The sequence below is a fragment of the Sorangium sp. So ce693 genome, from assembly GCF_051521375.1.
Classification (GTDB): domain Bacteria; phylum Myxococcota_A; class Polyangia; order Polyangiales; family Polyangiaceae; genus Sorangium; species Sorangium atrum.
Genome location: NZ_CP150347.1, coordinates 10,698,651 through 10,719,783, shown reverse-complemented (window position 1 = coordinate 10,719,783; position 21,133 = coordinate 10,698,651). Strand labels below are relative to the sequence as shown.

Below are 21,133 nucleotides of genomic sequence, written 5' to 3'. Positions count from 1 at the left end.
TGGAGCTTCGATCAGGCGGAAATCGTGCTCTGCGACGCCGCGCGCGCGCCGCGTGCACGCCGCGCGCGGCATGTCAGCAGCGCCGACGTCCTGGCTCGCTTCAGCGCGAGCAGCGCGAGCAGCGCGAGCAGCGCGCGCGCCGCTGGGGCCCCGCTGTCGTCGCCGACGACGGGGCCGTACGCGCACGAGAGCCAGCGCTCGTCGAGCGGCCGGCGCGAGGGCAAGCGCTCCGCGGAGTCCGACGCCGTCGCCCACCAGGGCGGGTCGTAGTCGCCGACGTCAGCGGCGCGCCTCGCCTCGGTGACGATCCAGTCGCGATGGGCGATCAGCCCACCATAGATGGGGTCGGCGCAGCCGGCTGGCCCGCGCGACGTCACGCCGATGATCCGCCCCGCGACGTCGAGCGCCGGTCCGCCCGAGTCGCCGCTGCAGATGCCGTTCTCGCCGCGCCACTCGCCTCCTGTGACGCGCTCCTGCGTTCCACACCCGTACCCCACGCACTCGACGTGGAGCCCATCGCGGCGCCTGCGGACGCCGCCGCCGCGCGATCTGCCCTCCGTGTCGCCGAAGCCCACCGCCGAGTAGACCTCGCTCTCCTCGGGCGGCCGATCGAGGCGAGGCGCGAGCGGCGTGACCTCGCTGCCGCCGAGCGGGGAAGACAGCACGACGAGCGCGATGTCGCGCCCGCAGACGGCGTTGCCGTCGGGCGGGCTGAGCAGCGCGCGCGCGCCGATCCACGGCGTGTCGGCGGCCCACAGGGCCCCGCCGAGCGTGGCGTAGACCTGCGAGGCATCGACCGGCTCACCGAACGTCGCCGTCTTGCAGGCAATGAGCTTGGGAGCCTCCGCGATGCAGTGCTGCGCGGTGAGCACCAGGTTGGGCGCGATCACGGTGCTCGAGCAGGTCCGCGCGACGCGCCCTCGGCGATCGGTGATGAGGAGCCCGGCGATCGCGCGATCTCCAGCGTCTGGATAACCTCCCTTGATCTCCAGCGCGGCCTCGGCCGCGTCCTCCTCGTGCAGGTCAGCTTCGTCCGCGTCTCCAGCGCAGCCCGCCAGCGCGGCGGCGAGGAGGCATCCAGCTCGGGTACGCCATGCGGTGCTGTTCCGGCACACGGCCAGCCGCCATTGCACGGCACCTGCCAGCCTGGGCTGTGCACCGCCGCGCTCCCCGAGGGAGGAGAGGGTTGCTTCCGAGGAGGCTCGACCGCCGGCGGAGCCACGCCGCTGCGCTGTGGTGCGGGATGCGGTCAGCGCGCCGGTCGGGCTCATGTACAGCCGAGCGCCCGACCCTGTCGTCAACCGAGCTCAAAGCTTCGGTGAGGAGGCGGCGCGGGCGCGCGGCCTCGCGCTCCGGGAACACCTCCCTCGCGCTGGTGTCGCGCGCGTCCGTTCGCGACGTCGCCGCGCTGCGAGCGTTCACCCTCTCCCGGCGGCGCCCGAGCGTCAGCCGACCACGATGTTCACGATCTTCCCCGCGACGTAGATGAACTTCTTCAGCTGCTTGCCGGCGGCGAGGGCGGCAACGCTCTCCAGGCCGAGCGCGGCGGCTCGTGCCTCTTCCTCCGATGCCGCCTTCGCCAGCATCACGCGACCGCGGACCTTGCCGTTCACCTGCACCGGGATCTCCAGGACGTCGTCGACGCAGAAGGCCTCGTCGTACGTGGGCCATGGCTCATAGCTGAGCGAGCGCTCGTGGCCGGTGAGCCGCCACAGCTCCTCCGCGAGGTGCGGCGCGAAGGGGGAGACGAGGAGGATCAGCCGGAGGACCGCCTCGCGCGGCGGCGAAGGCAGCGAGCTCAGGTGATTCACGAAGACCATCATCGCGGAGATGGCGGTGTTGAACGCCATCGCCTCGATGTCGCCGGTCACCTTCTTGATCGTCCTGTGGAGCTGCCGGCTCGTCGCGTCGTCCATCGCGTCCGAGAGCGGCCGCGTGCAGGTCGCGAATACGCGGTCCCGGAACCGGACCACCCCCTGGATCTGCGCCGATTGCCACGGCTTCACCGCCTCGAGCGGGCCCATGAACATCTCGTACAGCCGCAGCACGTCGGCGCCGTGGACCCGCACGATGTCGTCGGGGTTGATCACGTTGCCCCGCGACTTCGACATCTTCTCGTTGTCCTCGCCGAGGATCATCCCCTGGTGGACGAGCTTCGCGAAGGGCTCGGGGTGCTTCACATGGCCGAGGTCGTAGAGCGCCTTGTGCCAGAAGCGCGCGTAGAGGAGGTGCAGCACGCCGTGCTCCGCGCCGCCGACGTAGAGGTCGACGGGCATCCACGCGTCATACGCGGCCTGCGAGAACGGCTCCGCGTCGTTCTGCGGATCGAGGAAGCGAAGGTAGTACCAGCACGAGCCCGCCCACTGCGGCATCGTGTTCGTCTCGCGCGCGTACCACTTGCCGTCCTGCTGAAAGAAGCGCCAGTCGACGGCGCGCGCCAGCGGGCCCGCAGGGTCGTTGCCAGGGCGGAAGTCGGCGAGCGGCGGCAGCTCGATCGGGAGGCTGGCCTCGTCGACCGCGATCGGCTGATCGTAGCGGATCGTGTGCGCGGCGCCCTTCCTGGGATCGCCCTGCGGATCGGCGAGCTCGACGGGGAAGTAGATCGGGATCGGCTCGCCCCAGTAGCGCTGGCGCGAGAAGACCCAGTCGCGCAGCTTGTAGTTCACCTCGCGCTTGCCTCGCCCGAGCGCCTCGAGGCGCGCGATGACCGCGCGCTTGCACTCCTCCGTCGCGAGCCCGTCGAACTCGCCGCTCCGGACCGCGACGCCCGGGTCGACGTAGGCGGCCTCGAGCTGGTCGTGCAGGGTGCCGTCGGGGCTCACGACCTCGACGATGGGCAGCCCGTAGGTGCGGGCGAAGGAGAAGTCGCGCTCGTCGTGCCCTGGCACCGCCATCACGGCGCCGGTGCCGTAGCCGCCGAGCACGTAGTCGGCGACCCAGATCGGCACCTCCACGCCCGTGATGGGGTGGACGGCGACGAGGCCGGTGTCGACGCCGGTCTTCTCCCTCGCCGCCGCGGCGAGCCGCTCGCGATCGCTCTTGCCCGCCGCGGCCGCGACGTACGTGCGCACCGCCTCGCGGCGCTGCTCGGACGCGCCGCTCTCGGCGCTCGTGAGCCATGTCGTGAGCGGGTGCTCGGGCGCGAGCACGACGTAGGTGACGCCCATCAGCGTGTCGGGGCGGGTCGTGAACACGCTCAGCGAGCCCTTGCCCCATCCCTTGACCTCGAACGTGATGAGCGCCCCCTCCGAGCGGCCGATCCAGGAGCGCTGCATCGCCACCGTCCCTTCAGGCCAGTCGAGGAGGCGGAGATCCTCCGCCAGGCGGTCGGCGTAGGCGGTGATGCGGAGCATCCATTGCCTGAGCGGCGTCCGGTAGACCGGGTGCGAGCCGCGCTCGCTCTTGCCGTCGATTACCTCCTCGTTCGCAAGGACGGTCCCGAGCGCCGGGCACCAGTTGACGCTCACCTCATCCTGGTACGCGAGCCCGTTCTTGAAGAGCTGGAGGAAGATCCACTGCGTCCAGCGCACGTAGCGCGGATCGGTCGTGGAGAGCTCTCGCGACCAGTCGTAGCTGAAGCCCAGCATCTTGAGCTGGCGCTTGAAGGTCGCGATGTTCCGCGCCGTCGTGTCGGCCGGGTGCGTGCCGGTCTCGAGCGCGTGCTGCTCCGCCGGCAGCCCGAAGGCGTCCCAGCCCATGACGTGCAGCACGTCGATCCCGCGCATGCGGAAGTAGCGGGACATGATGTCGGTCGCCGTGTACCCCTCGGGGTGGCCGACGTGCAGCCCCGCCCCCGACGGATAGGGGAACATGTCGAGCACGTAGCGCTTCGCGCGGGCGGGGTCCGCGCTGCGGACGGCGCGGAACGTCTCGCCTTCCTCCCACGCGCGCTGCCAGCGCGGCTCGACGGCGGCATGATCGTAGCGCGCGGGCTCACGCGGCTCGTTGGGAGAAGGTTCGGTGGAGGCGCGGGGGTCCATCGTCTCGGCGGCCATATCGCGACGTGCCATAGCACTGCGCTGCCGCGGTCGACAGCCGCCCCGCGGCGGCAGAAGCCTGCGCCCCGGCGGGAGCGGCATGCCCGTCCGCGGCGCGCCGCGGCCATGTCGAGAGTTCCCGAGAAGCGTGGACAGCGCCTCGGTCCGAGCTCTGCCGTCGGAGACGCCCGCGCCCGAGAGGGCCGACCGCGCGCTCCGCCGCGCGCTCCGGAGCCACCCGCGCGCTCCGGAGCGGCGTGCGTGCCCCTGCGCGCCGCTGGCGCTGGTGGAGGAGCGCGCGCCTCGTGAGCGCCTCGGCGGCGGGACGAGCTCGCTCTTCACCGAGCCGACCGGAGGCGCGCACCCCTGGCGTCGCTGTCCTGCGTCCGCGACGGGCGGTGTCGTCCCGTGAGGCGCGCGTGGCGTCAGCGCTGACGAGCGGCAGCGCCTCGCGGGGACGGGGCGACGCGTCAGAAGAATGGCCGCACGCCGAGACTTGGGGGTAGATTGAGAGCGCTGTTCCGCTTCAGTGTGAGGCGGAGGGGTCGCGTGGGCGGTCCCTCCGAGGCGCGCGGATGACCGACAAACACGTTCCATGGGGAGCCCCCGAGAGTGAGAGGACGGCGCAGCCAGGCCGGCCGCTCCCGTCGGCGCACGGCTCGGGGAGCCCTTTCCGGCCGCTGCCCGTGCCGCCGCTGATGGCGCCCGGCGCCCTGCGCCCGCTCGCCGCGCAGTACGCGCTGAGCCCTCATCTACAGCAACAGAGCCCGCCCGCGTTCTCGAGGCCGATGCCGTCGGCGCCCGCGTATTCGGGGCCGGCATTGTCGGCGCCCGCGTTCTCGGGGCCAGCTCCCGCCGGGTACACCCAGCCGCCCACCGCGAGCGTCTCGGCGCGCGGAGGGACCCTTCCGCCCGGGCTCGTCTCGCAGCAGGACGTGCTCTCGGCCAGCGGCGTCTTTTCTCCGAACGCGCTCCCGTTCATCTCGGCGCCGCCGCAGTCGGATCCGGTGCCTCCGAGCCAGCCGGCCTTCCAGCCGGCGCCGATCACGGACCGGATGGGCGCGAGCGGGGCGCAGCCGCCTGCGCCGGCAGCGCCGCCCGGGTTCGCGAGCCCTGGCTTCGGTGCCGCCGCGCCCGCCGCGCCAGAGGCCGCACGCGCGCCGATGCCCTCGCCGCACGCCGGCCAGCCGCCTGCGCCGGCAGCGCCGCCCGGGTTCGCGGGCCCTGGCTTCGGTGCCGCCGCGCCCGCTACGCCGGAGGCCGCGCGCACGCCGCTGCCCTCGCTGCACGCGGGGATGTCGGCTCAGGGCGGGCCGCCATCGGCCGCTGCGCCAGCGTCGGCGATGAGCGCAGCTCCCGGCGCGGCGGCGCACGGCGCGCCCCAGGGGGCCGGCGGGTGGGACGGCGCGGCGGCGCACGGCGCGCCGCCGGCGGCAGGCGGGTGGGACGGCGCGGCCATGCCGCCGGCCGAGAGCCCGTGGGCCACCACGTCGGCGCGCCTCGAGATGCCGGCGCTCCCGTCGACCTTCGTGCAGGAGCGCCCGGAACCGCAGAAGCCACCCGCCGCCGTCACGCCGCGGCGGCGGGAAGGGGGCAGGACGCTCATCATCGTGCTCAGCGTGATCCTGGCGGTGGCCTTGCTGGCGCTCGTCGGGATCACGCTGTGGCAGAGCATGCGCGGCGGAGGACCGATCGCGATCGACTACAAGGAGCCGCCGCCCACGGCCACCGAGGCGTCGCCAGGGCCCACCGTGAGCGTGACAGCGGCCCCCAGCGCGCCCGCCGCGCCCCGCCCGGCCGCGCGCCCGCGGCCGAAGGGCGACGACATCTACGACGAGGTCGACAAGGAAAAGACCCGGCGCTGAGGCGGCGCGACGCCGCACAGACGGGGCGCGCCGCAGGCGATTCGTTGGCCCCGCGCCCTGTTCCGTGCTGGTGATCGCCCGCGATGGCGACGCCGATCCCGCACAACCTTGCCCCCTTCTCCCTCGACGAGCTGGCGCGCGCGACCGGCGGGCGCGTGCTGAGGAGCGGGCCGGACGCGCGGGGCATCTCGACCGACAGCCGGACGATCGCGCCCGGAGCGGCGTTCGTCGCGCTCACCGGCGAGAGCTTCGATGGCCACAGGTTCCTCGACGCCGCCGCGCAGCGCGGGGCGGCCGCGTTCATCGTCTCCCGCGAGGTGGCCCTGCCGCCCGGAGGAGGCGCGGTGCTCGTGGACGACGGCCTCGCGGCGCTCGGGGCGCTGGCCAGAGCGCACCGCGAGCGATGGCGGAGGGGCGCCCACGCCGACGGGCCGCGGGCGATCGTCGGGATCGGCGGCTCGGCCGGCAAGACGACGACGACGCGGACCATCGCGGCGCTGCTCGCGGGGGTGGGCCGCGGCGAGGTGCACGCGACAGCGGGCAACCTGAACAACGCCATCGGGCTGCCGATGACGCTGCTCGGGCTCGAGGACCGCCATCGCTTCGCGGTCGTCGAGATCGGCACGAACCAGCGCGGCGAGGTCGCGGCCCTCGCGCGGATCGCGGGGCCGGACCTTGCCGTGCTGACGTCCATCGGCGTCGAGCACACCGAGGGGCTCGGCACGCTGGAAGACGTCGCCGCCGAGGAAGGGGATCTGCTGGCCGCCTTGCCGGCCGAGGGCGTGGCCCTCGGCAACGGCGACGACGCGAAGGTGGTCGAGCAGCTCGAGCGCGCCGGCGCCGCGCGGCGGATCACCTACGGCTTCGGGGAGCGCGCGCGAATCCGGATCGCGGGGAGGCGGCCGGTCGGGGTGCGCGGCACCTCGGTGAGGATCGAGCGGGGAGGCGAGGCGCTGGAGCTCGTCGTCCCGCTGCTCGGCGAGGCGGGGGCGCTGGCGGCGGCTGCGGCCGTCGCCGTCGTGGAAGAGGCGGTCGGCGAGCCGCTCTCGACCGAGCGGGCGACCCGCGCCGCCGCAGGGCTCGCGCCGCCAGGGGACGGGCGGCTGTCCGTCCGCGAGCTGCGGGACGGGACCGTCGTCATCGACGACACCTACAACGCCAACCCGCTGTCGATGCGATCGTCCCTCAGGACGGCCGTCGAGGTGGCCGAGGCGCTCGGGAAGCGGCTGGTCCTGCTGCTCGGCGAGATGCGCGAGCTCGGCGCGCTCGCGGCGGCGGAGCACGACGCGCTCGGCGAGCAGGTCGGCGCCGTCCGCCCCGCCGCGCTGATCGCCGTCGGTGGCGAGGCGGCGCGGATCGCGCGCGCCGCCGAGGCTGCCGGCGTGCGGGCGTGGTTCGCCGGCGACGCGGACGCCGCCGCGGCCCGAGCGCAGGAGATCGTCGAGCGCGGCGATCTGGTGCTCGTGAAGGGCTCGCGCGGGATCAGGATGGAGCGGATCGTGGAAGCCCTCGTCGCCAGCGCCGGCTCATCACCCTCGCCGTGAGCGCGCGTCCGCCGGTCGAGCGCGCTCGCCTCCCGGCGCGCCGGACCGCGGTCACGCGTCGAGCGCGGCCCGCGCCTCGGCGACGGACAGGCTGAGCAGGAGCTTCGCCTCCTCGTTGCTGCAGAAGGAGCGCGTGACCATGCGATCGACGTACAGCGTGCCGCGGAGGTGATCGACCTCGTGCTGGAGGATCCGCGCGGGCCAGCCCGTCGCTTCCCACCGGACCTCCTTGCCGTCCTCGTCCACGCCGCTCACCTCGACCGACAGATCTCGCTCGACCAGCGCCATGTAACCCGGGACGCTCAGGCAGCCCTCGAAGAACGTCGCCCGCCCCGCGCCTGCCGCGTCCGGGAGCGACGGCGCGAGGACCCTCAGCGTCGGGTTGATGACGACCCTGAGCGGGAAGGGCACGCGCCCGCGCTCGGCGCGCTGGCCCGGCGTGAGGCGGGCCATGAGCTCCTCGCTGTCTTCGAGCACGATCACCTGCTGGCCGACGCCGATCTGCGGCGCCGCCAGCCCCACGCCGGGCGCCTTGCGCATGACGGAGACCATCGTCGACACGAGGTGCTTGAGCCGCTTCGTCCCGATCTCTTCGGGCGGGACGGGCGCGGCGGGCTTCCGCAGGACGGCTCTGCCTGCGAGGACGATCGGGGGGAGCTCCATGCTGCCGGGATGAATCGGCGCCCTCGCGAGCGCAAGCGTTGTGAGCTCGAGAGCATGGTCCGTGTGTGAGGCCTCGCGGCGAGGCGAGCGTGAGGGTAGAGGAGCGGCGCCGGGCTCGGCTCCGGGTTTCCATGGCAGCACCCCCTTCGCCTCCTCCGGCTCGCGCGGACGCCCGCCGCCGGCCGCTCCGCCTCGTCGTCGTCGTCGCCCTCGCGGCGCTGACGCTCGCCGCCTTCGCCGCCGTGACGCTGCGGCTACAGCTCGAGCCGAACGTCGCCTCGCTCCTGCCGGAGCGCGGGGACGCCGCGGCGCTGCGCCGGTACGTGCGCGGGTTCGGGGGCGGCGACCTCGGCGTCGTGATGGTCAAGGGCGACGACCCCGACGAGAACGCGGCCGTGGCCGCGGAGATCGCGCGGGCCCTCGCGGCGCGCCCGACCGTGCAGCGCGCCGCCGATCGGATCGACGTCTCGCGCTCGCTCGATCCGTGGGTCGCGTTCCGGCACGCGGACGCGCGCGTGCGAGAGCGCCTCGCCGCCGCGCTCTCGCCCGAGGGGATGCGGGAGCGCCTTGCCGAGACGCGCGCCATGCTGCTCGCGCCGGGCGGCGGCGCCGCGGCCGAGACGATCGCGGCCGACCCGCTGCGCCTCTCGCAGCTCGTCTTCGAGTCCGCGGACATCGGATCCGGGGTGCGCACGCAGGCGGACGGCGCCTTCGCTTCGGACAACGGCAAGGTGCACCTCGTCTTGGTGCAGCCGGCGGGGCAGGCGCTCCGCGGCGCCGACGCGCGGGCGTTCGTCGCGGACGCGAACGCCGTCCTCGGTCCTGTGCGCGCGGCGCACCCGGGGCTCACGCTCGGGCTCACCGGCGGGCACGCCATCGCCGCGGCGACCGAGGCGATGCTCACGCGCGATCTCGCGATCTCGGGGTCGCTCTCGATGCTGCTCGCCTCCGTCGTCTTCGCGCTGCTCTTCCGCCGCCTGCGCGCCCTGGCCGCGGTGATGCCGCCGCTCGTGCTCGGGACCCTCTGGACCGCGGGGCTCGCCACGGCGCTCCCGGGCGGGCTCAGCGCGATCGCCGTCGCCTTCATGTCGGTGGTCGTCGGCGTCGGCGTCGACACCGGCGTCCACGTCTACGCCGCGCTGCTCGAGGCGCGGCGCGAGGGCCTCGATCCCGAGGCGGCCGGGCGCGCAGCGAGGGCGCGGACCTCCCGCGCCGTGCTCATCGCCGCCGTCACGGCGGGGGCGGCGTTCGGGGCCCTCGCGCTGTCGGACATCAACGCGCTCCGGCAGCTCGGGCTCCTGTGCGCCGCGGGCGAGGTCCTGACGGCGATCGCCATCGTGCTCGTGACGCCGGCCGTGGGCGCGTGGCTCGAGCGGGGGACCCCGCCGATCGAGGCGCCGGCGCGCTGGCCCGACTTCCTCTACCGGCTCACCCGTACCCGGGGCCGCGCGCTCGCGCTCGCGGGGCTCGCGGCGCTCCCCATCGCGGCCGTCGCCCTCGGCGCCTCCCCGCCGCTCGCGGAGGCCATCGTCGCGATCCGGCCAGCCGAGCTCGAGCCGCTCAAGGTACAGCAGGAGATCTTCGAGGCGTTCGGCGGACGGCGGGGGCAGTGGGTGGTGCTCGTCGCGGACGGCGACCAGGAGCGCGCCCGCGCGCGGGGCGACCGGATCGCGGAGCGCCTCGCCTCGATGAAGGACGACGTGGAGGCCGTCGACGCGCTCACCGCGCTCGCCCCCGCCGCCCCGACGCAGGCCGAGCGCTTCGCCGCGCGCGACGCGCTCGATCTGCCCGCCAAGGCCGACGAGCTCGAGCGCGCGCTCCGCGACACGGGCTTCGCGCCCGAGCGCTTCTCGTCGGTGCTCGACGGGATGCGCGCGCCGCCCCGGCAGGAGGTGGCGCTCTCCGATCTCGAGCGCGGCCCCGCGTCGATCCTGCTCTCGCGCTACCTCGGGGCGGACGGGGGAGAGGCGCTCGTCGCGCTGTACGTGAGGCCCCGCGAGACCGGCTCGGTCGAGCGGATCGAGCGCGCGCTCCGCGAGGAGGACCCGCGCGCCATGCTCACCGGCTACAGCCGGCTCGAGGCGTCGCTGCGCGAGACGCTCGCGCACGACATGCCGCGGATCGCGCTCGTCGCGGGCGCGCTCGTGCTGCTGGCGCTCTCGGCTTCCCTCCGCAGCGCGCGCGACATCGCGCTGGCCGCGCTCGTCGTCGCCTCGGAGATCTCCCTCGTCCTCCTGCTGATCCGGGTGCTCGGCATCCCCCTGCACGCGTACGACGCGCTCGTCATCCCGGTGCTGCTCGGGATCACGGTGGACGAGGGGATGTTCCTGCTCCACCGCGCCCGCGAGATCGAGGCGGCGGGCGGCGGCGACGCCGTGATCCGCGAGATGCTGCGCCGCGAGGGGCCGGCGATCGCCGCCACGGCGCTGACCACGGCCGCGGGCTTCTCCGCGCTCGCGTTCTGCGGCTTCGACGGCCTCCGCGACCTGGGCCGGGTCGGCGCGCTGGGCAGCGCGGTCGGCCTCGTGGTCGCGCTCCTCGTGGTGCCGGCGGGGCTGCGGCTCTGGCCCCGGGCCCACGGACGCGCGTAACATGTCGCCGTTGTCGCCCCGGGGCCTCCTCCTTGTCGCTCTCCTCGCGCTCGCGCGTCCCGCTGCCGCGCAGCCGTCTCCTCCGCCCGCTGCGCCGCCTCCTGCCGCGCCGGCGCCGAGGCCGCCGCGCTCGGCCGTGGCGCGCGCCGTCGACGCGCTCGTGCGCTCGCTCGGCGCCGTGGACGGCCGCGCGCTCGTGGCCGCCGCGCCGCTGGTCTCCGACGCGCCGGCGCCGCGCGGCGCCCAGCTCGTGGCCACGCTCGCCGCCCAGGTCGCCGGCAAGCTCGGCGCCGGCGTGCGCGCGCAGAAGGATCCGATCCCGCTGCCGCTCGCGCGCGAGGCGGCGCGCGACGACGCGGCGCTCGTCCACCTCATCGTCGAGATCGCGGCGGGAAAGCTGCGCGTCACCGCGGACGTGTACCCGGTGCCGCGCACCGTCTGGGCGCGCATCCGCGATCCGGAGCCGGGGCCGATCGCCCACGCCTACGCCGAGGCGCCCCTCGACGCGGAGATCCGCAGCTTCCTCGCGCCGATCCCGCTCGTCGCCGCCAGGGTCGACCGCGCGAAGAACTTCGAGGGCGACGTGGTCGCGCTCGCGTGCGGCGATCTCGACGCCGACGGGGCGCTCGAGCTCCTGAGCGTGAGCCGCCGGCGCGTGACGACGCTCCGCCTCCGCGGCGGCCGGGTCGTGCCGCTCGCGTCGCGCCCGTGGCCGGACGTGGTCGCCGTGCACCCGGCGCCGCTCCGCGAGCCGCTCGCGTTCGCCACGCTCGTCGAGCGCGCGAGGGACGGCGAGCTCCTGCCTCCGTTCGCCGACATCGGGCTCACCGATCGCGCGCGCAGCGTCCGTTTCGACGGCGAGCTGAAGGCGCTCGCCGAGCTCCCGGGGCTGGCGATCCCGGACGCGGGCGGCTCGGCCTGCACGACGACGTGGGGGCCGCTCCTCACGGGCCCGCTCGGGCCGTGCGCCCCGGCCGATCCCCCGCCGGCGACCGCGACGCTCTCCGGCCGGTACGACGCGCTCGCGTCGGCGCAGCTCCTGTCCGCGCAGGGCGAGCCCTTCGCGGTCTGGGCGACGCGCGAGCGCGGCGCGGTCGAGCTCCGGGACAGCGCGGGCCGTCGCAAGGTCGTGGGTAGCGCCGGGGCGCAGCTCGCGATCGGCGATCTCGATCAGGATGGAGAGCCCGAGCTGCTCGCAAGCCTCGACGTCCTCGATCCGCTAGAGGACGCCGTCGTGGTCTGGTCGTGGCGGCGCCGGGAAGGCGGCCCGGCCCGCGCGGCGCCCGAGGAGATCCTGCGCTTGCCGGCGCCGGCGGGGGTGCGCGCCCTCGCGGTCTGTCCGCCCGACGGGGCCGGGCGCGCCCCGTTCGCCGTCGCGACGGCGGACGAGATCTGGGTGGTGCGGTGAGCCGATCGCTCCTGCGCCGCGCCTTCCTCGGCGGCGCCGGCGCGCTGCTCGGCGCGGCCGTCCTCCCGGAGGGCGCGCGTGCGATGGGGCGCATCCCGCTCGGCGGCCGCCTCTCGATGCACCTCCCGTGGCCGACGAGCTCGCTCGATCCGCACGACCTGAGCGATCCCGCCGCGGCGCTGTTCGCGCCGGCGATCGCCGACAGCCTCTACGGGCTCGACGCGTCCGGGAACCCGTACCCGACGCTCGCGTCCGCGCTGCCGTCCCGCGAAGGGGACGGCGCGGTCGTGCGCCTGCGCGAGGGGTTGCGCACCGCGCGCCTGCTCAAGCTCGACGGCCGCGACGTCGTGAGCTCCGTCGAGCGCGCCCGCGCTCGCGGCGCCGCCGCGGCGCTCGCCGACATCCCGAGGCCCGAGCGGCACCCGAGGGATCCGCTCGCCGCGGTGTTCCCGCGCGCGGATCCCGCCCGCGTCGCCCGCGCGCTCGCGTCGCCGATGGTCGCGCTCCTGCCGCGCGCCTTCGACCCCGCGGCGCCGGATGGCACCGGCGCGTTCCGGGCCGACGTCGGCCCGGGGCAGATCACGCTGACGCGCAACGACGTCGCCGCGCGCGGCGCTGCCTTCCTCGACGCGATCGAGGTGATCCGCTCCGAGGACCTGACGACCTCGCTGCGCGCGTTCGAGACCGAGCGCGACGACCTCGGCTGGCTCGGCGCCGGCCTCCACACGAACCGCCGCGGCGCCGTCCGCTTCGATCTGGGCGTCGCCGGGTGGATCGTGCTCACGACGGGCCCCGACGCCGGGCTCTTCGGTCAGCCTGGCGTCGCGCAGCGGCTGGTCGACGCGCTGCCGCCCGAGCGCCTGGCGCACCTCGGCCTCGTCGGCCTCCCGAGGGCGCACGGCGATCCCGGATGGGGAGGGCCCCCGGCGCCGCTGCTCGTGGACGAGTCTGCCGCTCACCTCGTCGAGGTCGCCGAGGCGGTCGCGCCGATCCTCTCGCGGCCAGGGCACGAGGTCACCGCGGAGCCGGTGGCGCGGGCGGAGCTCGGGCGCCGCCGCGCCCGCGGGAAGGCGACGCTCGCGATCGAGCTGGTGCGCCCGCTCGGCCCGGGGCCCCTCGGCGCGCTGCTCGCCCTCGCGACCGCCGACGATCGCAGCCGCGCCCTCGATCTTGCCCGTCACCCGCCCCGCCTCGCGCCCGGCGCCGCCCCGCGCTCGCTCACCGCGACGCTGCGCCTCGGCGTGATCGCCGAGGTCCGGATCGCGGGCGGCGTGCTGCCGGACATCGCGCTCGCGCGCGCCGCCGGCGGAGAGGGCTGGGATCTCGGCGCCACCTTCCGCCGCCCTGCGAGGCGCTGATGTGTGCCTACCCGCGTGGAAGCGAGCGCGACCGCGCGGCAGCTGTTCGGGACGTCCGGGGGAGCCTCGCGACGATGGGGGCCGCTTGGAGCGCTTGCGCGGTGGGGACATTTGGTTACTATCGGCTGGTCACGAACGTCACTGGCACTCGACACGACGCTTCTCTTCTCGGGGATCGCGGATTGATCGCGGACTGGACGACGCAACGTGTGGCGCATCGGGGGCTCCTCCCCAGCGCCGCCCCCCCTCGATCCCCCACGGCTCCATCGGGGCGGCAGGGCACTGTTCGGCACCGAAGCTGACGCATCTCGCAGAGCCGTGAAGTGAATCAGTGTCATGGGTACTCGCCTCTACGTTGGTAATCTCCCCTTCTCCGCCACCAAGGCCTCCGTGCAGGCCGCGTTCGCTCAGAGCGGCGAGGTGACGGATGTGCACATCGTGACCGACCGCGAGAGTGGCCAGTCACGCGGCTTCGGGTTCGTCACGATGGGCACGCCTGAGCAGGCCCAGCAGGCGATCGAGAACATGAACGGCGCCATGATGGACGGCCGTCCGCTTCGCGTGAACGAGGCGGAGGAGCGGGTCCAGCGTGGTGGCGGTGGTGGCGGCGGCGGCTACGGCGGCGGTGGCGGCGGCGGCTACGGCGGCGGCGGCGGCGGTGGTGGCCGCGGCGGTCGTGGCGGTGGCGGCGGCGGTTACGGCGGCGGCGGTGGTGGCGGCCGCGGTGGTCGCGGCGGCCGCGGCGGCGATCGGTACTAAGCCGAGATAGGCCGACGTTTCAGCGGCGGCGCCTCTCCCCAGAGGCGCCGCTGTTCTCGTTTGTGCGTTGCCCCTTGGCGGCGACCGCCGCCTCGCGCTCCGAGGTCCCGGTCGCTCAGTACTCCGTCGATGCCTCCGCCTCATCGGCCGTCGCGGCGATCTGGCCTGCCTGCGCGGGGCGGAGCACGAGCTTGCCGACGGCCATCGCGACCAGGGCCGAGAACAGCGACCCGAGCAGGACGGCGAGCTTCGCGACCCCGAGCCTTTGCCCCGTTCCGAACGCGAGCCCCGCGACGAAGATCGCCATCGTGAAGCCGATGCCCGCGACGCAGCCGACGACGAGCACGCCTCGCCAGAGGACGCCGCGCGGGAGGGCGGCGAGGCCGAGCTTCACCGACAGGAAGCACGCGACCATGATCCCGAGCGGCTTGCCCATCGTCAGGCCGAGCACGACCCCGAGCAGCAGCCGCGTCGAGCCCGCCGCGCCGAGGTGCACGTCGCCGAGGCTCACGCCCGCGTTGGCGAACGCGAAGAGCGGCATGATCCCGTAGGCGACCCACGGATGCAGCGCGGCCTCCAGGCTCACGACGGGCGGCAGCGCCTCGCGCCGCGCCTGCGCGAGCTGCGCGAGCGGCCCGGTGAGCTCGCGAGCGTCATGCCCGCCGGTCGCGCGCTCCTGGAAGTCCTGCAGCGCCCTGCGGGCCTCGGCGAGGAAGCCCTCCTCGCCGAACCAGGGATGCACCGGCGTGAGCAGGCCGAGCAGGACCCCCGCGATCGTGGGGTGCACGCCGGCGCTCAGCAGGCCGGCCCAGGTAACGACGCCGGGCGCGACGTAGACCGCCGGCGAGCGGACGCCGAAGCGCTGAAGCGCGAGCACGCCCGCGATGCCCAGGGCCACGAGCCCGAACCCCGCGACCGAGATGCTCGACGAATAGAAGACGGCGATGACGAGGATCGCGCCGATGTCATCGATGATCGCGAGCGCGAGGAGCAGCACGCGCAGCGCAGCCGGGACGCGGTTGCCGAGCAGCGCCAGCGCGCCGACCGCGAACGCGATGTCCGTCGCCATCGGCACGCCCCACCCGCTGCGCTCCGGCGGGCTCGGGTTCAGCGCGAGGTAGATGAGCGCCGGGAAGAGCATGCCCCCGAGCGCGGCCGCGACGGGCAGCACCGCCCGCTTCAGGACGGAGAGCTCGCCCTGATGGATCTCGCGCCGGATCTCGAGCCCGACGACGAAGAAGAAGATCGTCATCAGCCCGTCGTTGATCCAGAAATGGAGATCGTGCTCGACGAGGTAGGAGCCGAGGCCGAGCCTCATCGGCGTGCGCCAGAGGCGCTCGTACGAAGCAGCCCAGGGAGAGTTCGCCCACGCGAGGGCCACCGCGGTGGCGATGAGCAGGACGATGCCGCTCGCCGCCTGGACGTGGAGGAACCGCTCGAGGGGCTGGAAGATCCAGAGCGCCAGGCGGCGCGCGGGCAGCCAGGTTCCGGGCGGCGCGTTGCGGAGGTCCGAGGTGCCCATCCCGCGCGTACGGTAGGGCGCCCCACGGCGATCGAGAAGCGGCAATGAAGGCTGCTCCGCGCTTCCAGAGCGCGGAGCTTGCTCCTTTGCCTGGCGGGCGTCAGAGAGCGGCACGCTGCCCGCCCCTCGCGCTCGGGGCGGGCCGCTCACAGCCGATGCCACCTCCCATCCCTTCAGAGCACAGGCCGTCGCCGCGGGCGATCTCGCTTTACTACTTCGGTATCTTCGCCGTCCTCGGCGTGTACCTGCCGCTGTTCCCGAGCTGGCTGGAGGCGCGCGGGATCCGCGGTCTCGCGATGGGGGCGATCGCGGCGACGCTCCCGGCGATGGGCCTCGTCGCGCCGCCGGTGTTCGGCTTGATCGCCGACGCGCTCGGCGTGCGGGTGTGGCTGCTCAGGGCAGCCTGCGCCGGCGCCTTCGTCGTGTTCGCGCTGCTCGCGCTGTCGTCGGCGCTCGGCGTGTCGCTCGGCTTCGGCGGCCTCTTCGTCGCGGCGCTCGCGTTCGCGTTCTTTCGATCGCCGATGTTCATGATGGCCGACGTCGTCGCGGTGGAGGCGTCGGCGAGCTCCGGCATCGCTTACGGCAGGCTCAGGCTCTGGGGCTCGATCAGCTTCGCGCTGATGGCGATCGCCAGCGGAGCCCTCGTCGATCCGGCGCGGCCGGCCGCGTTTCCCAGCACGATCGCTGCCTCCCTGCTGATCGCGTTCGCCATCTCGTGGGCCCTTCCGGCGCGCGGCGAGGCGCCCTTCCGTCGGTCCGCGCTGCGCGACGGAGCGGCCGACGCCGCCGGCGCTGCGCGCTCTCCGGCCGCCGAAGGCGAAGGCGCTGCCGGCGCTGCGCGCTCTCCGGCCGCCGAAGGCTCCGTGCGGCAGCGCGCCCGTGCCCTCCTCCAGAGCCACGATTTCCGCCTGTTCCTCGCGGCGTCGTTCCTGGCTCAGAGCGCCACCTCTTCGTACGATCTCTGTTACACGCTGCACCTGCGCGACATCGGTTTCCCCGAGTCGCTCGTGGGGGTCGCGTGGGCCGTCGGCGTCGCCGGCGAGATCGCGCTCATGGCGTTCTCCGGCCCCCTGCTCAAGCGGTTCGCTCCGCCCACGGTGCTCGCGTTCGCCTTCGCGGGCGCCTCGCTCCGCTGGGCGCTGCTCTCGTATGTGCGCTTCTGGCCCGCCCTGCTGGCCATCCAGCCGCTCCACGCGGTCTCGTTCGGCATGATGTGGGTCGCGTCGCTCGCCTACACGCGGGATCGCTCCCCGCCTCAGATCCTCGCCACGGCGCAGGGGCTCTTTACTGCCAGCGCTGGCGCTGGATCCGTCGTCGGGATGCTCGTCTGGGGGGAGCTCTACAAGCACGGGGGCGGCACCCTCACTTTTGGGGTCGCCTCGATCACGGCGTTGATAGCGTTCGTCCTGGCTGTGACCTTCGCGCGATCAACGCGCCCAACGCGACCGACGCGGCGTTCACCGTCAGGGGGCTCGATTTTCTCTGTCAGCTCCCGGTGCCAGGAGTAACGTTCCATTTTCCGCCGCACGCGTAGGCGCGCGCGGGCACTACCTGAACGAGGCGAGCATGTGCGGGATCGTCGGATACGTTGGGTCAAAAAAGGCGGCGCCGATCATCGTCGAAGGGCTGCGGAAGCTGGAGTATCGAGGCTACGACTCGGCCGGCATCGCCATTCATGACGGTAAGGGCATCGAGATCGTCCGGACGCTCGGCAAGCTGATCAAGCTCAGCGAGGCGCTCGAGAAGCGGACCCTCGACGGTACGACCGGCATCGGCCACACGCGGTGGGCGACGCACGGCCGCCCGAGCGAGGTGAACGCGCACCCGCACTCCGCGGGCCCGGTCGCCGTCGTGCACAACGGCATCATCGAGAACCACGTGGCCGTCCGGCAGCAGCTGGAGAGCCAGGGGGTCAAGTTCCTCTCCGACACGGACACCGAGATCGTCGCTCACCTCGTCCACCGCGAGCTCCAGAAGGGCGCGAAGTCGCTCTTCGAGGCCGTGCGCGGCGCGCTCCGGCAGGTCCACGGCGCCTACGCCATCGCGGTCCTCTCGCGCGATGAGCCCGACGTCATCGTCGCCGCCCGGTACGGCTCGCCGCTCGTCGTCGGCGCTGGCGAGGACGAGATGCTGTGCGGCAGCGACATCCCGGCGCTGCTCGCGCACACCCGGGACATGATCTTCCTCGAGGACGGCGACATCGTCGAGCTGCGCGCGAGCGGCGTCCGCATCGAGACCGTGGCCGGGGGCGAGAAGGTCGAGCGGCGCGTGAAGCGCATCGACTGGAGCCCCGTCCAGGCGGAGCGCGGCGGCTACAAGCACTTCATGCTGAAGGAGATCCACGAGCAGCCCGACGTCGTCGAGGCCACGCTGCGCGGCAGGATCGATCTCGCCGCGGGCGACGTGCACGCGACCGAGATGGGGGTCACGCCCGAGTTCGCGAGGGAGCTGCGCCGCGTCTACATCGTCGCGTGCGGCACGAGCCACCACGCCGGCATCGCCGGGCGCTACTGGATCGAGCAGCTCGCCAGGGTCCCCACGGTCGTCGAGCTCGCGAGCGAGGTCCGCTACCGCGAGCCGATCTTCTTCCCCGACGATCTCGTGATCGCCATCAGCCAGTCGGGCGAGACCGCCGACACGATCGCGGCGCTCAAGGCGGCGAAGGCGCAGGGCGCCAAGGTGCTGGCGCTCTGCAACGTGCTCGACAGCGCGATCCCGCGCCTCTCCGACGGCGCGCTCTACACGCACGCGGGCCCCGAGATCGGCGTCGCCTCGACCAAGGCGTTCACCACGCAGCTCGCCGCGCTGCTCCTGCTCGCCGTCTATCTCGGCCGCCGCCGCGACTCGCTGTCGGCGGAGCGCGGGCGCGAGATCCTCCAGGCCCTCTGGGAGATCCCGAGCCACATGCGCGAGGTGCTCGGCGACGCCGACTACGTGCACGCGATCGCGAAGCGCCTCGTCCACGCGAAGGACGTCCTGTTCCTCGGGCGCGGCCTCGGCTTCCCCATCGCGCTCGAGGGCGCGCTCAAGCTCAAGGAGATCTCGTACGCGCACGCCGAGGGCTACGCGGCCGGCGAGATGAAGCACGGGCCGATCGCCCTCATCGACGAGGCGCTCCCCGTGATCGTCGTCTGCCCGCGCGACGCGCACTACGACAAGACGTTCTCCAACCTGCAGGAGGTCCGGGCGCGCGAGGGGCAGGTCGTCGCGATCGCCACGAAGGGCGACGAGTCGATCCTCGAGATCGCTCAGCACCACGTCTGGATCCCCAAGGTGCCGGACGAGGTCGGGCCGCTCCTTACCGTGCTCCCGCTCCAGCTCATCGCCTATTACGTCGCCAACCTGAAGGGCAACGACGTCGATCAGCCGCGCAACCTCGCGAAGACGGTCACCGTCGAGTAACGAGCAACGCCGCTCTCGCGGCGGGGCATCCCCGCCGCGGCGAGCGGCCTCCTGTGCGACGCGCGCAGCGCTCCTCTGCAGGGCGCGCCCCTCTTTCTTCAGCGCGGGCTTCAGCGCCGGCGCTCCCGCGCCGCGCCTGCGCGGGGCCGCGGTTATGCTGCGCGCATGCGCATCCCCGGCAGGACGGAGCGGCGGGTCGTCGCGGCCATCCTCGTGACCGCCCTGATCCCGCTCGTCGCCAGCATCGTGGTCGCCAGGACGGTGATCGCGCGGGTGTCGGCGACGGCGTTCCAGCCGGAGTTCGGCGTCCACCTGGACAGGGCGCTCGGCGTGTACGCCGAGCTGGCCGCCGCCATCAAGCAGGGCATGCGCTCCGAGGCCGACGCGATCGTCGCGGCGGACCCGCTGCGCGAGAGCGCCTTCAGGGGCGACGCGCAGCGCCTCGATGGCGAGCTCACGCGCATCATCGCGGCTCACCCCGCGCTGGTCTCGCTCCGCGTCGAGCGCTGCGGCGGCGATCTCGTCGGAGCGCGCGAGCGCGGCCGCCCGGTGGATCCGGCGCACGAGAAGACGCTCACGGTCCGGAAGGCCATCGCGCGCGCGCCCGGCCACGCCGCGGAGCCCGGCGATCCCGCGCCCGACGACGGCGACTGCGACGGCGACGAGCGGACCCTCGTCGCGACGTTCGCCGCGCCGAGCGCGCGCTTCGACGAGCTCGACGCGGCGCAGGCGTTCGCGCAGGCGTACCACGCCCTCGAGCGGGAGCACCGGAAGGAGTACCTCGACGAGAGCTACGGCGACGCCTTCGCCGCCCTGCTCGGCGCGACGATCCTCCTCGCGATCCTCGCGGGTGTGCTCGTGGCGCGCCCCGTGGTCGACCGCATCGCGCGGCTCGCCGCGGCGACCCGGCCCGTCGCGGAGGGCGACCTCTCGGTGCGCGTGGGGCTGCAGGGCGACGACGAGGTCGCCGATCTCGGCCGCGCCTTCGATCGCATGCTCGAGGAGCTCGAGGGCAGCCGCGCGCGGATCGAGTTTCTCAAGCGCATGGGCGAGTGGCAGAAGATGGCCCGGCACCTCGCGCACGAGATCAAGAACCCGCTGACCCCGATCCAGCTCGCCGTCGAGGAGTGCCACCGCCGCTATGCGGGCAGCGATCCGAGGTACCAGCGCTTGCTCCAGACGACGCTGGAGGTCGTCGAGGAGGAGGTCGGCACCCTGCGCCGCCTCGTCGGCGAGTTCTCCAATTTCGCGCGGCTCCCGCGGGCAGAGCTCGAACCCTCGGATCTCGCGGAGTTCCTGCGCGAGCAGGGCGAGCGCTTCGCCGCGGTCGAGGAGGCGGGGCGCGAGCACGCCTCGGACGAGGTGCTGCTCGGGCGCGTCGATCTCGAGTTCGACGTGCCGGATGTCCTGATGCCGGCCGCGCTCGATCGCGAGATGCTCCGGCGCGCCCTCGGCAACATCGTGCGCAACGCGGCGCAGGCGCTGCGCGACGCGCAGCGGGCGATGCCCGGCGGAGCAGCCCGAGAGCGCCCGGGCGCCGGTGCGTGGGGCAGGGTTCGCGTCTCGGCGCGGAGCGAGGGGCAGAGCCACCTCATCGCGATCGACGACGACGGCCCGGGCATCGATCCCGCCGTGCGGGACTCGGTGTTCGATCCGTACGTCACGACGAGGTACGACGGCACGGGGCTCGGCCTGAGCATCGTGAAGAAGATCGTGGTCGATCACGGCGGCACCATCGACGTGCTCGAGTCCCCGCTCGGAGGTGCGCGTTTCATCATCCGGCTCCCGCGCGCAGGCACGCCGGCGGCGCGCGCCGCGCTCGGGGCCGCGGCCTTCTCCGAAGGCGATCGCGCGCCTGCGTCCGAGGGCGCCGCGCCGGCGCGGCCAGCCGCTCGCGGCGGGCAGGCGCCGCGCGGGGCGGGGTAGGGCCGCGCCCGTCCCTGCGCTGCGCGCGGATCCTGCAGCGCCTGAGAGCCGCACGCTGGACGACGATCTCCTGCCCCGGGAGCGCGCGCCGGGCTGCTGGCGAGGGGCCTCGGAGCTG

The 21,133-nt window shown here is 74.2% G+C and carries 13 protein-coding genes; 9 read left to right on the top strand and 4 right to left on the bottom strand.

Annotated features, from left to right (window positions below; all coding sequences use genetic code 11):
- Nucleotides 1–11: 11 nt before the first annotated feature.
- Nucleotides 12–1,133, bottom strand: coding sequence for a trypsin-like serine protease (locus tag WMF14_RS39965; RefSeq protein ID WP_437795119.1), 1,122 nt, complete (start codon nucleotides 1,131–1,133; stop codon nucleotides 12–14).
- Nucleotides 1,134–1,445: 312 nt separating this feature from the next.
- Nucleotides 1,446–4,010 (bottom strand): leucine--tRNA ligase, encoded by a 2,565-nt coding sequence (gene leuS, locus WMF14_RS39960; RefSeq protein ID WP_437795117.1) that lies wholly within the window; start codon nucleotides 4,008–4,010, stop codon nucleotides 1,446–1,448.
- 542 nt (nucleotides 4,011–4,552) lie between these two features.
- On the opposite strand from leuS, the gene WMF14_RS39955 reads away from it, so the two are divergent.
- Both WMF14_RS39955 and WMF14_RS39950 read left to right on the top strand, forming a co-directional pair.
- The gene (locus WMF14_RS39955) at nucleotides 4,553–5,842 is read left to right on the top strand and encodes a hypothetical protein (protein ID WP_437795115.1); all 1,290 of its coding nucleotides are present in this window, start codon (nucleotides 4,553–4,555) and stop codon (nucleotides 5,840–5,842) included.
- Nucleotides 5,843–5,925: 83 nt separating this feature from the next.
- The gene (locus WMF14_RS39950) at nucleotides 5,926–7,386 is read left to right on the top strand and encodes a UDP-N-acetylmuramoyl-tripeptide--D-alanyl-D-alanine ligase (protein WP_437795113.1); all 1,461 of its coding nucleotides are present in this window, start codon (nucleotides 5,926–5,928) and stop codon (nucleotides 7,384–7,386) included.
- Between the two features lie 51 nt (nucleotides 7,387–7,437).
- On the opposite strand, the gene WMF14_RS39945 is transcribed toward WMF14_RS39950, so the two are convergent.
- Nucleotides 7,438–8,049, bottom strand: a complete 612-nt coding sequence (locus WMF14_RS39945; RefSeq protein WP_272102692.1) for a peptide deformylase — start codon at nucleotides 8,047–8,049, stop codon at nucleotides 7,438–7,440.
- 131 nt (nucleotides 8,050–8,180) lie between these two features.
- On the opposite strand from WMF14_RS39945, the gene WMF14_RS39940 reads away from it, so the two are divergent.
- The 4 genes from WMF14_RS39940 to WMF14_RS39925 all read left to right on the top strand — a co-directional run bounded on the left by WMF14_RS39940 (nucleotide 8,181) and on the right by WMF14_RS39925 (nucleotide 14,165).
- Nucleotides 8,181–10,640: an MMPL family transporter gene (locus WMF14_RS39940; protein ID WP_437795110.1), complete on the top strand. Its 2,460-nt coding sequence runs from the start codon at nucleotides 8,181–8,183 to the stop codon at nucleotides 10,638–10,640.
- 1 nt (nucleotide 10,641) lies between these two features.
- Nucleotides 10,642–12,048 (top strand): hypothetical protein, encoded by a 1,407-nt coding sequence (locus tag WMF14_RS39935; RefSeq protein ID WP_437795108.1) that lies wholly within the window; start codon nucleotides 10,642–10,644, stop codon nucleotides 12,046–12,048.
- Complete coding sequence (locus WMF14_RS39930) at nucleotides 12,045–13,406, top strand: hypothetical protein (RefSeq protein ID WP_437795106.1); 1,362 nt, start codon at nucleotides 12,045–12,047, stop codon at nucleotides 13,404–13,406. Before WMF14_RS39935 ends, WMF14_RS39930 begins: the two co-directional genes overlap by 4 nt.
- Nucleotides 13,407–13,742: 336 nt before the next feature.
- Nucleotides 13,743–14,165 (top strand): RNA recognition motif domain-containing protein, encoded by a 423-nt coding sequence (locus tag WMF14_RS39925; RefSeq protein ID WP_437325211.1) that lies wholly within the window; start codon nucleotides 13,743–13,745, stop codon nucleotides 14,163–14,165.
- Nucleotides 14,166–14,280: 115 nt separating this feature from the next.
- On the opposite strand, the gene nhaA is transcribed toward WMF14_RS39925, so the two are convergent.
- Entirely contained in the window at nucleotides 14,281–15,687 is a 1,407-nt protein-coding gene (nhaA, locus tag WMF14_RS39920; protein ID WP_437795103.1) for a Na+/H+ antiporter NhaA, read from the bottom strand.
- Between the two features lie 155 nt (nucleotides 15,688–15,842).
- Between nhaA and WMF14_RS39915 the strand changes: the two genes are divergently transcribed.
- The 3 genes from WMF14_RS39915 (at nucleotide 15,843) to WMF14_RS39905 (ending at nucleotide 21,015) form a co-directional block, all read left to right on the top strand.
- Entirely contained in the window at nucleotides 15,843–17,195 is a 1,353-nt protein-coding gene (locus WMF14_RS39915) for an MFS transporter (RefSeq protein WP_272102698.1), read from the top strand.
- A 58-nt stretch (nucleotides 17,196–17,253) separates the two neighbouring features.
- Nucleotides 17,254–19,089 (top strand): glutamine--fructose-6-phosphate transaminase (isomerizing), encoded by a 1,836-nt coding sequence (gene glmS, locus WMF14_RS39910; protein ID WP_272102699.1) that lies wholly within the window; start codon nucleotides 17,254–17,256, stop codon nucleotides 19,087–19,089.
- A gap of 165 nt (nucleotides 19,090–19,254) precedes the next feature.
- Entirely contained in the window at nucleotides 19,255–21,015 is a 1,761-nt protein-coding gene (locus tag WMF14_RS39905) for a sensor histidine kinase (RefSeq protein ID WP_437795101.1), read from the top strand.
- Nucleotides 21,016–21,133 lie beyond the last annotated feature (118 nt).